Here is a 12,234-nt window from a genome sequence, read left to right on the forward strand (position 1 = left end):
CGACTGCTTCTGCACAACTTTTTTGCGGCGGCGTCTTCCCCGTTGCGGGCGGTCCCGCGACGCTCGCCTGCCGACAGCGATTTCAGTCGCCGAACAGCTTCTGACGCAGTTCGCGGCGTTCCTGCGCTTCGAGCGACAGCGTGGCGGTCGGACGCGCGAGCAGGCGCGGAATGCCGATCGGCTCGCCGGTCTCTTCGCACCAGCCGTAATCGCCGGACTCGATGCGCGCGAGCGACTGCTGCACCTTCTTCAGAAGCTTGCGTTCGCGATCGCGCGTGCGCAGTTCCAGTGCATGTTCTTCCTCGATGGTCGCGCGGTCCGCCGGGTCCGGCACGATCACCGTTTCCCGCAGGTTCTCGGTCGTCTGGCCGGCATTCTTCAGAATGTCCGCTTGCAACTGTTCGAGCCGGTTCTTGAAGAAGGCGAGTTGATCCTCGTTCATGTAGTCCTTCTCGCTCATCTTCAGGATTTCGGCTTCGGTCAAGAGTTTCGTTGTCATCAGCTTGCTTCTTCAATGTAGGGCGATGTCTTCGCAACGCCCGCACTTGCGTTACCCGCATTCAGCGCATCCGTACGCTAGGGGCTACGCGACACGTCGATGCGGGGCCGAACTCCTCTGGAAACCGATATTGGATGATGCTCCGGAAGACCGGGCGCATTCGCATGGCCCCGGATTTCCGGCCCCGGTGCTTTGACTTGATTTGCCTTCCCCCGGCAAATCGAGGCATCGTCCCGACGGGACATCCCTTCTCCCAAGATCCGCTGGCCGAGCGCCTCGAAGACGCGCATTCAGCGGAACTGCCCTTCTCCAGTGGGGCTGTATTGTAACTGAACCGCAAATTCCAACTAAACCTACGGAAAACCCTGTCGATTTGCGCCGGAATTTCAAAAATATAACGCCTGAACGCGCAAAAAGCGATGACGCTTGGTGGGCGCGACTACATACGCGCACCGAAAGTCGGACATGAAAAACGCCGCGCGCGAGCCCTTCGCGGCGGCGTTCTGTGTCAGTGCCCGTTTTGTCGCCCCGCGTGATTCGCGGCAATCCAAGCGAGATGCATGCCGGATTACTTCACCAGGCAGGCGTCGAGGCCGTCGGTGATCAGATCCTTCGGCAGTTCGATGCCGATGAACACCATCTTGCTGTTCTTCTTCTCGATCGGCATCCACTTGCCGGCGAGATCGCTGCCCATCATCTGATGCACGCCCTGGAACACGACCTTGCGATCGACGCCCTTCATATAGAGCACGCCCTTGTAGCGCAACAGGCGCTCGCCATAAATCTGCAGAATGCCGCCGAGGAAGTCTTCGAGGCGGTTCGGATCGAACGGCTTGTCGCTGCGATACACGAACGACTTGATCTTGTCGTCGTGATGCGCGTGATGATGATGGTGATGCCCGTGCTCGTGATCGTGGCTGTGGTCGTGACCGCAGGTCGAATGATCGTGATCGTGATCGTGATCATGCGCGTGGTCATGATCGTGATCGTCTTCCGCGAGGAAATCCGGATCGATCTCGAGCTTCGAGTTCAGATTGAAACCGCGCAGATCGAAAATTTCCTTGATGTCTGCGTCGCCGAAATTCACGACCTTGATCGCCGCGCGCGGGTTCATGTGCAGCAGGCGATGCTTCAGCGCTTCGAGTTCGTCGGCGGAAACGAGATCGGATTTCGTGATGAACAGGCGATCCGCGAAGCCGACCTGACGCTGCACCACTTCGTGCTGGTCGAGCTGCGCATTCGCGTGCTTCGCGTCGACGAGCGTGATGATCGCGTCGAGCAGGAATTCGTCGGCGACGGTGTTGTCCATGAAGAACGTCTGCGCGACCGGACCCGGATTCGCGAGGCCGGTGGTTTCGATCACGACGCGGTCGAAATCGAGCGTGCCCGCCTTCTTGCGGTTCGCGAGGTCTTCGAGCGCGCGCGCGAGGTCGCCGCGGATCGTGCAGCAGATGCAGCCGTTGCTCATCTGGATGATCTGCTCGTTCGTCTCCTGCACGAGGATCTCGTTGTCGATGTTCTCTTCGCCGAACTCGTTCTCGATCACGGCGATCTTCATGCCGTGCTTCTCGTTCAGGATGCGCTTGAGCAGCGTGGTTTTGCCGCTGCCCAAAAAGCCGGTCAGGATGGTTACGGGAATCATGGTGTCGCCTTTTAAGTTCGGGGAACGCGCGGAATCGAATATTGGAACATATTTGCGGAGCCGACGCTTCGTGCGCCCTTCGCTCGCGAATCGCCCTTAACTGAGGCCGATCACGCGATTTGCAACAGCAGCCCTTTCAGATACTCGCCTTCCGGAAACGCCGTCAGCAACGGATGATCCACGCCCGCGCCGAGCCGCTTGAGGATCCGCGCATCGGCGCGTGCGTCGGCCGCCGCGCTCGCGACGATCTTCTGGAACAAGTCGGCATCGATCGCGCCGGAACATGAGTACGTGAAAAGCAGGCCGCCTGGACGCAGCAACTTGAAGCCGCTCAGATTGATGTCCTTGTACGCGCGCGCGGCGCGATCGACGGTTTCCTTCGACGGCGCGAACTTCGGCGGATCGAGCACGATCAGGTCGAAGCGACGGCCTTCGTCGTAGAGACGGCGCAGCGTCTTGAACGCATCGGCGTCTAGCCATTCGGCTTTCTCCGCGTCGAAGCCGTTGGCCTTCACGTTCTCCCGCGCGAGCGCGAGCGCTTCGCCCGATGAATCGACGGAGACCACGCGCGTCGCCCCGCCTTTCAGCGCGGCCAGCGAGAATCCGCCCGTGTAGCAGAAGCAGTTGAGCACTTCGCGGCCTTGCGCGTTCTGCGCAACGAGCACGCGGTTGTCGCGCTGATCGACGTAAAAGCCCGTCTTGTGGCCATTGCGCACGTCGACGTGATAGCGCACGCCGCATTCGTTCGCGATGAGCGTCGCCGGAGGCGCGTCGCCGGCGAGCACGCCGGTCGTCTGTTCGAGACCTTCCTTCTGGCGGATCGACACGTCCGAGCGCTCGTAGACGTTCGCGCAACCGGTCGCATCGACGAGCGCCTGCACGATCGCGGCTTTCCATGACTCGACGCCCGTCGCCATGAACTGGCAGACGAGCTGTGCGTGATCGCCGGTATCCGCGACGTAGTAATCGACGATCAGGCCCGGCAAGCCGTCCGCTTCGCCGAATATGAGGCGCGTCGCGCCGGTGTCCTTGACCATCGTGCGCCGATGCGCGACCGCGCGCTGCACGCGGCGCTTGAAGAACGCGTGATCGATGGGCTCGCTTTCATCGAACGTCCAGACGCGCGCGCGAATCTGCGATTGCGGGCTGTACGACGCGCGCGCGAGAAAGCGTCCGTCGGCCGCGCGAATGACGACCGTCGCGCCCGGCGCGGGATTGCCGTCGATGCGCGCGATGGCGTTCGCATAAATCCACGGATGGCGGCGGACGAGCGACTTGTCCTTCGCCGGTTTGAGCGTGATGGTGTCCATTGCAAGCCGAGGCGGCGCGCAGGGCGCTCGCGGAGTTAATCGCGCTTCTTCGCGCGCGGGTGCGCCGCATCGTAGACGCGGGCGAGGTGCTGAAAATCGAGCGATGTATAAATCTGCGTGGCCGTGATGCTTGCATGCCCGAGCAGTTCCTGCACCGCGCGCAGGTCGCCGCTCGATTGCAGGACGTGCGTGGCGAACGAATGCCGCAGCACGTGCGGATGCACATTCGACGGAATGCCCGCGAGCAGCGCGAGCCGCTTCACGCGTTCGCGCACCACGCCGGGCGACATGCGGTTGCCGCGCACCGAGAGAAAGAGCGCGTGCGGTTCGAGCTTGACGAATTCGTCGCGCACGGCGATCCAGGCGCGCAGCGCTTCGACCGCCTTGCTGCCGACCGGCACTTTGCGCATCCGCTTACCTTTGCCGAGCACCGTGACTTCGGCGCCTTCCAGATCGATCCAGCCTTCGGACCGGTGTTCGGCAGTGTCGACGTGGCGAACGTCCAGTCCGACCAGTTCCGCGAGCCGCAGACCCGACGAGTAGAACAGTTCGAGTATCGCGTGATCGCGCAGCGCTTCGGTCGTATCGGCTTGCGGCGCGTCCATCAGCCTCGCGGCGTCATCGACGGAGAGCGCCTTCGGCAGCGTCTTTTCGCGCTTGGGCGCGCGCACCGTCGCGACCGGATTCGCGGGCATCTCGACGCGCTCGGCGAGCCATCGATAGAACGCGCGCCATGCCGACAGCCGATGCGCGATCGAACGCGACGATAATCCGCTCGCGTGCGCGCGCACGACCGCGCCGCGAATATCGGCGGATGTGAGCGATTCCAGTGGACGATCCTTGGCGAGCGCGCGCAGCTCGCTCAACTCGTGCGTATAGCCGCGCAGCGTGTGCTCGGAAAGATGCCGCTGATGCTCGAGCATCGCGAGATAGTCGGCGATCACGTCGGCGGCGGCGTTCATCGTCAATGCGGCAGCAGGCGGGACAGCGCGGCGCTCGCGAGCGCGCCGATCTGCGTGAGGAAATCCGTCGCCATGCCGTCGTGGAAGCGGCGCGGATCGGGCGAGCCCATGACGAGCAGGCCGAAGCTCGGCGCATCCGGGCCGGCTTGCGGATCGCGCAGCGCGATGAGCGACACGGATTCGATCTTGCGGTCGATGTCGGACGGGCCGTCGCTCGGCGCGACCGTCGCCGATGCCGAGTTCGCCGCGCCCAGCCACTGCGCGGCGGCGAAGCCGGTATTCACGCCGCAGTACGGCGCGGCGAGACCGGTCGTGAAAAGGCGTACTTCCTCGCCGACCTGACGGGCGAAATCGGCTTGGCGATAAGCTTCGTCGATATCCCACACGCGCAGCGCGGCGTGCGGCACGTCGAAGATTTCGCACAGCCCCTTGCTGATGGTCGCGGGCAGCGCGTACGGATCGCGCTGCGAGATTACGCGCACGGTCCAGCGATTGAACTTGGTCGAGATGCTGTCGTTTTCGTGGCCGTAGCGCAGCAATTCGGCGAGACGCCGTTCGAGCTGCTTGTTCTTGTCGCGCAGCATTTCCATCTGGCGTTCCTGCAGCGACACGGCCGCTTTGCCGTGCGGATTCGAAAGCCGGATGGTGCCGAGCAGTTCCGCGTGCTCGACGAAGAAATCAGGGTTGTCGAGCAGATAGTCGGCGACTTCGCGTGGATTCATGGTGACGTGTATGCGTTAAACGATGCGATCGAGCTCGATCTCGCCTTCGAAGACCGTTGCGGCGGGCCCGGCCATGAAGAGCGCGGCGGTTTCGTTCTTCGCGCCGTCCCAGCTGATCGTGAGCGTGCCGCCGTGCGTCTCGACGCGAACGGGCGAATCGAGCCGGCCGCGGCGAATGCCGGCCGCCACCGCCGCACATGCGCCCGTGCCGCACGCGAGCGTTTCGCCCGCGCCGCGCTCGTAGACGCGCAGTTTCACCGAATGCCGATCGACGATCTCCATGAAGCCCGCATTGACGCGCTTTGGAAAGCGCGCGTGACGTTCGACGAGCGGACCTTCGGTCAGAACGGGATACGCCTCGACGTCATCGACGATCTGGACCGCGTGCGGATTGCCCATCGACACGACGGAAATCCAGCGCCGGTCGTTGATCGAGCCGTTCACGTCGAGTGGCCAGAGCGTGTCGTTGCCTTCCTTCCGGCCTTCGAGACCTTGCGCGTCGAACGGCACTTTCGGCGGATCGAACACCGGCGTGCTCATATCGACGACGACTTCGCCGTTCTCCTGCATCGTCAGCGTGATGACGCCGTTTTGCACCTGCACGCGCACCGTCGATGCATCCGTCAGACGCCGGTCGCGGACGAACTTCACGAAGCAGCGCGCGCCGTTGCCGCAATGCTCGACTTCACCGCCATCGCAATTGAAGATGCGGTACTTGAAGTCGACGCCTTCGATCGTCGGCTTTTCCACGAGCAGCAACTGATCCGCGCCGACGCCGAAATGACGGTTCGCGAGCGCGCGCACCTGTTCGGCGGACAGATCGAGCGCCTGCGTGTAGCCGTCGAGCACGACGAAGTCATTGCCCGCGCCCTGCATTTTTGTGAATTTCAGTTTCATGGCCGCTATTGTATGTGAGCCGCGATGCCGCGTTTCGCGCGATTCAGGCGTCAATAAAAGCTCGGGTCGCCCGGCGGGCGCGTCTTGAAGCGCTTGTGCACCCAATAATATTGCTCGGGCATGCGCGGAATCTGCTCTTCCAGAAACGCGTTCATGCGGCGCGCGTCGGCCTCGTCGTCGCCGCTCGGATAATTTTCCCAAGGTTTGAAGACTTTCAGCCGATAACCCTTGTAGTTCGGCAAAACTTCTCCGATGAAGGGCACGACCTGCGCCTTGCCCGTCTTCGCGAGCCGGCCGACGGCGGTCAGCGTGCACGTCGGGATGCCGAAGAACGGCACGAACGTGGAGTTGCGCATGCCGTAGTCCATGTCCGCGCCGAGCATCACGGGTTTGCGATCGCGCAGCCAGCGCAGCACGATGCGCGCGCTGTCGGCGCGGCTCGCCATGTCGGCGCCGAAACGGGCGCGCTGTCTCTTCGCCAGTTCCTCGATCTGCGGATTCGAAAACGGCTGATACAGCGAACCGCAGCGCCGATGCAGCGAGTAGTTGAGAAAGATCGAGCCCGCCTCGATGCCGACGAAATGCAGTCCGAGAAAGAGCGTGGGCGGAAGATCGGGATCGGTGAGATCGATGGCGCTATCGACTTCGATCAGCTTTTCGAGCTTCTTCGCGGAGCCGAACCATTGCACGCTGCGCTCGACGTAACTGCGGATCGCGTGCCGAAAGTGCTTCTGCGCGATGTCCTCGCGTTTTTCGTCGGACCACTCGGGGAAGCACAGCTTCAGATTCGTATGGACGATGCGCTTGCGACGGCTCGGAATCTGATAGAGCAGCCAGCCGAGGCCGTCGCCGAAACGCGCGGTGATGCCGTATGGAATCACCGCGAGGAATTTGAGAAAACCGATGGCGAGCGCCACGCCGATACGACCTAGCATGACTCGCTCCGGCGGGCGGACGAGTGGAGCGGGACCGAGGAAGTCAAAAGGGTCAATTCTGTGAAAACTAAGGAAACCGGTATAATAAAACCTTCGCCGAGTTAATGGACAACTTGCGGGGCGAAGCGGGTCGGAGTCTTCTTACTTTCGAGAAGCGCCGGCCTGGAAGCACATCCGCTAAAGCGTCGCCGCTTCAGACTCCAAAAGAAGACGGCTACGTGAATATCAACCGTACTTTTATTGGAGTCTGAAGCGTGTCGAACGACTACCTCTTTACTTCCGAATCCGTTTCCGAAGGCCACCCGGACAAGGTTGCCGACCAAGTCTCCGACGCCATCCTCGACGCCATTCTGTCGCAGGACAAATATTCGCGCGTCGCCGCGGAAACGCTGTGCAACACCGGTCTCGTCGTCCTCGCGGGCGAAATCACGACCACCGCCAACGTCGATTACATCCAGGTCGCGCGCGACACCATCAAGCGCATCGGTTACGACAACACCGACTTCGGCATCGACTATCGCGGCTGCGCGGTTCTCGTCGCGTATGACAAGCAATCGCCGGATATCGCGCAAGGCGTGAACAAGGCGCACGACGACAATCTCGATCAGGGCGCGGGCGACCAGGGCCTCATGTTCGGCTACGCCTGCGACGAAACGCCCGAACTGATGCCGCTGCCGATCCACCTTTCGCATCGCCTCGTCGAGCGTCAGGCAAACCTTCGTCGCGATGGCCGTTTGCCCTGGCTGCGTCCGGACGCGAAGTCGCAAGTCACCGTGCGTTATGTCGATGGCCGCGCGCATTCCATCGATACGGTCGTGCTGTCGACGCAACATTCGCCGGACATCGACCTGCCGCAACTGCGCGAAGCGGTGATCGAGGAAGTCATCAAGCCGACGCTGCCGAAGGAACTCATCAAGGGCGACATCAAGTTTCTGGTGAACCCGACGGGCCGCTTCGTCATCGGCGGTCCGCAGGGCGACTGCGGTCTGACGGGCCGCAAGATCATCGTCGACACGTACGGCGGCGCGGCTCCGCACGGCGGCGGCGCGTTCTCGGGCAAGGATCCGTCGAAGGTCGACCGCTCGGCGGCGTACGCGGGACGTTATGTCGCGAAGAACATCGTCGCGGCCGGTCTCGCATCGCGCGCGCTGATCCAGGTTTCGTACGCAATCGGCGTGGCACGTCCGACTTCGGTGATGGTGAACACGTTCGGCACGGGCCGCGTGTCGGATGCCGAAATCACGAAGCTCGTTCTGGAGCATTTCGATCTGCGTCCGAAGGGCATCATCCAGATGCTCGATCTGCTGCGCCCGATCTACGAAAAGACGGCGGCATACGGTCACTTCGGCCGCGAAGAGCCTGAATTCTCGTGGGAAGCCACCGACAAGGCGCTCATGCTGGCCGAAGCGGCGGGCACGGAGCCGGTCGCAAGCGTGGCGTAACGCCATTCGCCGAACGCGCGGGACAAGAACCGGCAAGCATCGCGCTTGCCGGTTTTTTTTCGCCTGCGCGGCGCGTTTCTTGCGACCGAACCGGACGGCAAAACCGATCATCCACGGAGCCGTCATGCCGTTCGAAACGCTTCTTTCTCCCGTCACAATCGGCAATCTCGAACTGCCGAATCGCGTGGTGATGGCGCCGCTCACGCGCAATCGCGCGTCGCAGCCCGGCGACGTGCCTTGCGAAATGAACGCGCACTATTACGCGCAGCGCGCGGGCGCGGGACTCATCGTGACCGAGGCGACGCAGGTTTCGCGGCAAGGTCAGGGTTATGTCGCGACGCCCGGCATCTATTCCGACGCGCAGGAAGCCGGATGGAGAGCCGTCGTGGGCGCGGTTCACGCGCGGCACGGGCGCATCGCGTCGCAGTTGTGGCATGTGGGGCGCGTGTCGCATCGATCGCTGCAGGAGGGCGATGCGCCGCCCGTCGCGCCGTCCGCGATCCGCGCGCGCGACACGCAAGTGTTCGTGAGACACGATGACGGCACCTACGGCATGACCGACGCCGACGCACCGCGCGCGCTTGAGATCGGCGAGTTGCCGGGCATCGTGCTGCAGTTCGTCGATGCCGCGCATCGCGCCAAGCGCGCCGATTTCGACATGATCGAAGTCCACGCGGCCAACGGCTATCTGCTGCATCAGTTCATGGCGACGGGCACCAACCATCGCACCGACGAGTACGGCGGCGGCATCGAAAATCGCGTGCGGCTGGTCGTCGATGTGCTGGAGGCGGTCGCGGGCGTGATGGGCGCGAATCGCGTCGGCATCCGGATATCGCCGAACTTCACGGGATTCGATCTGCACGACGATGAAGGCGAAGCGTCATCGCTGTATCTGGCGCGCGAGCTGAAGCGCATCGGCATCGCGTATCTGCATCTGGCGGAAGGCGATTGGGCCGGCGGCGCGCCGCTTTCGGACGGCTATCGAGACGCGCTGCGCGAGGCTTACGACGGCGCGATCATCGTCTGCGGCGAATACACCGCGGAAGAAGCCAATACGCGCATCGAACGAGGCGAAGCCGACGCCGTGGCTTTCGGTCGCGCGTTTCTCGCGAATCCGGATTTGGTCGAGCGCTTCAGGATGAACGCGCCGCTCAACGCGCCCGACGAGGCGACGTTCTACGGCGGCGGAGAGAAAGGCTACACGGACTATCCGACGCTCGACGAGGCCGAGCGCAAGTGAGGGATTGCGCGATTCAGCGCGCCGCGAACGCGTACCAGCCGGCGCTCGTCGCCGACACGCGACGCGGACGACGGCTCGTCAGCGCAGCCGCTTTCGGCTTCGGCGCGGGCGCGCGCAACTGCACCGGACGGCGCAACAGCGCGCGCAACGACACCCGGCGCGAGGCCGCGCGCACGCGCAGATTGAAGAAGAACCCGCGGAACCACGACCGGATGCCGTCGACCGGATGCACGTTCTTCAGTTGCTCGGCGAGCAATTGCGTGCGGGTGGAGTGATGGCGCAGCGCGCGGATCATGCCGCGGCGCGCAGGACGCGCGGCTCGCGATGCGACGCGAGTAAGTCCGATAGCGATTCGGTGGTTCATGTCGGCGGGAAAGGTCGGTTTGCGTGGAAGCAGACTCGACGATAGTCGTCTCAAAAATGAAGTTCAACGCTTCGATTCAACAGCAATTGCGAAGTTGCACCGAATTGATGCGGATCAATGTACAGGACCCGTATTACCCGGGTAAGTCCGCGTTTTCCCTGCCGTTTCATGAAGCGGCTGCTTATAAAAATCGGCGGAAGCGTTCTTGCATGGGCCTTCCTGCGCTGCCGGATTTACAATCCCCGTATTCGCCCCAATTCCGGATATAGCGTCGACGGCATGAATAAATTCGAAAGCCGCCGGAGCCAAGAACTGAAATGTCTGATCAAAACCTGCTGAAATCGAAGAAGGAACAGGTGCACGAGCTGCGTCGAAACGGCTACGTGATCGTGAAAGGGCTGGTTTCGCAGGAACGCCGCGACGCGATGCTCGAAGTCGCGCGCCGGCAACTCGCCGAGGCCGCCGCGCCGGTCGAGTTCGAGGCCGATCTGAAATATCCCGGCGCGCCGGATTCGAAGGACGCGCCCGGCGGACACACCGTGCGCCGCCTGCTCGACGCCTACGCGCGGCATCCGCTTTACGCGGAGTTCGCGACATCGCCGGAAGTGCGCGGATGGATGGAGTTGTATTTCGGCGAGACGCCGTATTTGTCGCGCGCGCATCACAACTGCATGATGACGAAGCACCCGGCGTACGGCAGCCTGACCGGCTGGCATCGCGACGTGCGCTACTGGGCGTTCGAGCGCGACGATCTCGTTTCCGCGTGGGTCGCGCTCGGCAACGAAACGGTGGAAAACGGCGCGCTGTGGTTCGTGCCGATGTCGCACAAGCTGCCGTTCACATCGGATCGCTTCGACGACGCGAAATTCTTCCGCTCCGACTTGCCCGAGAATGCCGCGCTGATCCGCACGGCGGTGTCGCCCGCGCTGGAACCGGGCGACGTCGTGTTCTTCCACTGCAACACGCTGCATTCGGCGGGCAAGAACCTCACCGATCAGGTGAAGTTCTCGCTCGTGTTCACATATCGCGGCGCGAGCAACGCGGCGCTGCCCGGCACGCGCTCGGCGTCGAAGCCGGAAGTGCCGCTCGTCTGACGTCGCATCGTTTCAGCGTTTCGACGGAATCGTGAGGCCGATCAGCCCGGCGAGCGACGCGACGATGCCGCCCGCGATCAGCCAGATGGTCTTGTTCGTGGGCGAGCCGGTGAAGAAGCGCGCGACGTCGCTGGAGAGCGAATGAAACGACTGGCCGCCGAAATACAGCAGCACGACGCCGCCGACTAGCAGCGCAACGGAAATCGCTCGGGTCATGGCGTGGTCTCTTGGCTGGAAAAGCGCGTCAGGTTAGCGGGTCGGCGCTCGCGCGTCCACTCACGCCGCCTGCGCCTGCTCGCGCGTGTACGGCTGAATCTTGCGCAGGAGGTCGGCCATCACGTACTGATGATCGCTTCTGCTCGTCCACGCGCCGAGGTTGTATTTGACGCCGGTGTCCGTGTAATCGGTCACGGCGACCCACGGCGCCGACGGCCCGTCCTGCACGATGCGCGGATCGTCGCTCATCAGCTTGCGCAGTTCCTCGAGCACACGCTCGACCTTCAGCCCATGCTGTGCCTGAAAGTTGATGACGACGCGACGCCGATCGTTCGCGCTGTAGTTCGTGATGGCGTTCGCCCAAATGAGGCTGTTCGGCACGAACATGATGATGCCGTCGGCTTTCGTGAGGCGCGTCGTGAAAAGTCCGATCTCGTTGACCGTGCCCGCCGTCGTCCCGACGCCTTCGATGTAATCGCCGACGCGAAACGGGCGCAGCAGCAGGAGCATCAGGCCGGCCGCGATGTTTTGCAGCGTGCCCTGCAGCGCGAGGCCGATGGCGAGGCCGGCAGCGCCGAGCACGGTCAGGATGCTGGCGGCGGCAATGCCGAGCTTGCCGAGCGCGGCGACGATCGCGACGACGCGGATCGCCCACAACGCGAGGCTGGCGAGCACCGGGGTGAGCGTGGCATCGACATTGGTGCGAGCGAGCGTGCGGCGCAGGGTGTTCGCGACGGCGTTCGAAATCCACCAGCCGACCGCGAGAATCAGCAGCGCCAGCAGAATATCGATGCCGTAAGTCACGGCAATTGCACTAAACGAATCGTAAGCGGGGCGAAGTCTGTCGATCGAATCCATGGGTAGCGGTCCTTCAAAACGAATCTGCTTTTGTCCGCGATCGCGTTGGATCG

General features: G+C 63.1%; 13 protein-coding genes. 3 read left to right on the forward strand and 10 right to left on the reverse strand.

Going from position 1 to position 12,234, the window contains the following annotated elements; all coding sequences use genetic code 11:
- Nucleotides 1-82: 82 nt before the first annotated feature.
- From dksA to LDZ23_RS14140, 7 genes are all read right to left on the reverse strand, one after another.
- A complete protein-coding gene (dksA, locus tag LDZ23_RS14110; RefSeq protein ID WP_008352366.1) occupies nucleotides 83-499 on the reverse strand; it encodes an RNA polymerase-binding protein DksA in 417 nt (138 codons plus the stop codon).
- Between the two features lie 568 nt (nucleotides 500-1,067).
- The gene (locus LDZ23_RS14115; RefSeq protein WP_008352364.1) at nucleotides 1,068-2,141 is read right to left on the reverse strand and encodes a CobW family GTP-binding protein; all 1,074 of its coding nucleotides are present in this window, start codon (nucleotides 2,139-2,141) and stop codon (nucleotides 1,068-1,070) included.
- A gap of 110 nt (nucleotides 2,142-2,251) precedes the next feature.
- Nucleotides 2,252-3,451, reverse strand: a complete 1,200-nt coding sequence (locus tag LDZ23_RS14120) for a class I SAM-dependent rRNA methyltransferase (RefSeq protein ID WP_008352362.1) — start codon at nucleotides 3,449-3,451, stop codon at nucleotides 2,252-2,254.
- A 35-nt stretch (nucleotides 3,452-3,486) separates the two neighbouring features.
- Nucleotides 3,487-4,413 carry a tyrosine recombinase XerC gene (xerC, locus tag LDZ23_RS14125; protein ID WP_008352360.1) on the reverse strand — a complete coding sequence of 309 codons (927 nt, stop codon included), beginning with the start codon at nucleotides 4,411-4,413 and terminating at the stop codon, nucleotides 3,487-3,489.
- Nucleotides 4,414-4,415: 2 nt separating this feature from the next.
- The gene (locus tag LDZ23_RS14130) at nucleotides 4,416-5,135 is read right to left on the reverse strand and encodes a DUF484 family protein (RefSeq protein ID WP_008352358.1); all 720 of its coding nucleotides are present in this window, start codon (nucleotides 5,133-5,135) and stop codon (nucleotides 4,416-4,418) included.
- Between the two features lie 15 nt (nucleotides 5,136-5,150).
- Nucleotides 5,151-6,032: a diaminopimelate epimerase gene (gene dapF, locus LDZ23_RS14135; protein ID WP_008352356.1), complete on the reverse strand. Its 882-nt coding sequence runs from the start codon at nucleotides 6,030-6,032 to the stop codon at nucleotides 5,151-5,153.
- A 50-nt stretch (nucleotides 6,033-6,082) separates the two neighbouring features.
- Nucleotides 6,083-6,967, reverse strand: a complete 885-nt coding sequence (locus LDZ23_RS14140) for a lipid A biosynthesis lauroyl acyltransferase (protein WP_008352354.1) — start codon at nucleotides 6,965-6,967, stop codon at nucleotides 6,083-6,085.
- A gap of 254 nt (nucleotides 6,968-7,221) precedes the next feature.
- Between LDZ23_RS14140 and metK the strand changes: the two genes are divergently transcribed.
- Together metK and LDZ23_RS14150 are read left to right on the forward strand one after the other, a co-directional pair.
- Nucleotides 7,222-8,409, forward strand: a complete 1,188-nt coding sequence (metK, locus tag LDZ23_RS14145; RefSeq protein ID WP_008352353.1) for a methionine adenosyltransferase — start codon at nucleotides 7,222-7,224, stop codon at nucleotides 8,407-8,409.
- 124 nt (nucleotides 8,410-8,533) lie between these two features.
- Nucleotides 8,534-9,649 carry an alkene reductase gene (locus LDZ23_RS14150; RefSeq protein ID WP_008352352.1) on the forward strand — a complete coding sequence of 372 codons (1,116 nt, stop codon included), beginning with the start codon at nucleotides 8,534-8,536 and terminating at the stop codon, nucleotides 9,647-9,649.
- 13 nt (nucleotides 9,650-9,662) lie between these two features.
- On the opposite strand, the gene LDZ23_RS14155 is transcribed toward LDZ23_RS14150, so the two are convergent.
- Nucleotides 9,663-10,013, reverse strand: coding sequence for a hypothetical protein (locus tag LDZ23_RS14155; protein ID WP_174447735.1), 351 nt, complete (start codon nucleotides 10,011-10,013; stop codon nucleotides 9,663-9,665).
- 317 nt (nucleotides 10,014-10,330) lie between these two features.
- On the opposite strand from LDZ23_RS14155, the gene LDZ23_RS14160 reads away from it, so the two are divergent.
- Complete coding sequence (locus LDZ23_RS14160) at nucleotides 10,331-11,107, forward strand: phytanoyl-CoA dioxygenase family protein (protein WP_008352350.1); 777 nt, start codon at nucleotides 10,331-10,333, stop codon at nucleotides 11,105-11,107.
- Nucleotides 11,108-11,119: 12 nt separating this feature from the next.
- On the opposite strand, the gene LDZ23_RS14165 is transcribed toward LDZ23_RS14160, so the two are convergent.
- Together LDZ23_RS14165 and LDZ23_RS14170 are read right to left on the reverse strand one after the other, a co-directional pair.
- On the reverse strand, nucleotides 11,120-11,323 hold the full coding sequence (locus LDZ23_RS14165; RefSeq protein ID WP_008352349.1) for a DUF3185 family protein: 204 nt from the start codon (nucleotides 11,321-11,323) through the stop codon (nucleotides 11,120-11,122).
- A 60-nt stretch (nucleotides 11,324-11,383) separates the two neighbouring features.
- Nucleotides 11,384-12,181, reverse strand: coding sequence for a mechanosensitive ion channel family protein (locus tag LDZ23_RS14170; RefSeq protein WP_008352348.1), 798 nt, complete (start codon nucleotides 12,179-12,181; stop codon nucleotides 11,384-11,386).
- Between the last annotated feature and the right edge of the window lie 53 nt (nucleotides 12,182-12,234).

It is taken from the genome of Caballeronia zhejiangensis (assembly GCF_022879815.1).
Taxonomy (GTDB): Bacteria; Pseudomonadota; Gammaproteobacteria; order Burkholderiales; family Burkholderiaceae; genus Caballeronia; species Caballeronia zhejiangensis.

Bases quoted from the DNA above. Each gene is read 5' to 3' on its own strand.
- dksA (WP_008352366.1), bottom strand. From the start codon at position 499: ATGACAACGAAACTCTTGACCGAAGCCGAAATCCTGAAGATGAGCGAG.
- LDZ23_RS14115 (WP_008352364.1), bottom strand. From the start codon at position 2,141: ATGATTCCCGTAACCATCCTGACCGGCTTTTTGGGCAGCGGCAAAACC.
- LDZ23_RS14120 (WP_008352362.1), bottom strand. From the start codon at position 3,451: ATGGACACCATCACGCTCAAACCGGCGAAGGACAAGTCGCTCGTCCGC.
- xerC (WP_008352360.1), bottom strand. From the start codon at position 4,413: ATGAACGCCGCCGCCGACGTGATCGCCGACTATCTCGCGATGCTCGAG.
- LDZ23_RS14130 (WP_008352358.1), bottom strand. From the start codon at position 5,135: ATGAATCCACGCGAAGTCGCCGACTATCTGCTCGACAACCCTGATTTC.
- dapF (WP_008352356.1), bottom strand. From the start codon at position 6,032: ATGAAACTGAAATTCACAAAAATGCAGGGCGCGGGCAATGACTTCGTC.
- LDZ23_RS14140 (WP_008352354.1), bottom strand. From the start codon at position 6,967: ATGCTAGGTCGTATCGGCGTGGCGCTCGCCATCGGTTTTCTCAAATTC.
- LDZ23_RS14150 (WP_008352352.1), top strand. From the start codon at position 8,534: ATGCCGTTCGAAACGCTTCTTTCTCCCGTCACAATCGGCAATCTCGAA.
- LDZ23_RS14155 (WP_174447735.1), bottom strand. From the start codon at position 10,013: ATGAACCACCGAATCGCTATCGGACTTACTCGCGTCGCATCGCGAGCC.
- LDZ23_RS14160 (WP_008352350.1), top strand. From the start codon at position 10,331: ATGTCTGATCAAAACCTGCTGAAATCGAAGAAGGAACAGGTGCACGAG.
- LDZ23_RS14165 (WP_008352349.1), bottom strand. From the start codon at position 11,323: ATGACCCGAGCGATTTCCGTTGCGCTGCTAGTCGGCGGCGTCGTGCTG.
- LDZ23_RS14170 (WP_008352348.1), bottom strand. From the start codon at position 12,181: ATGGATTCGATCGACAGACTTCGCCCCGCTTACGATTCGTTTAGTGCA.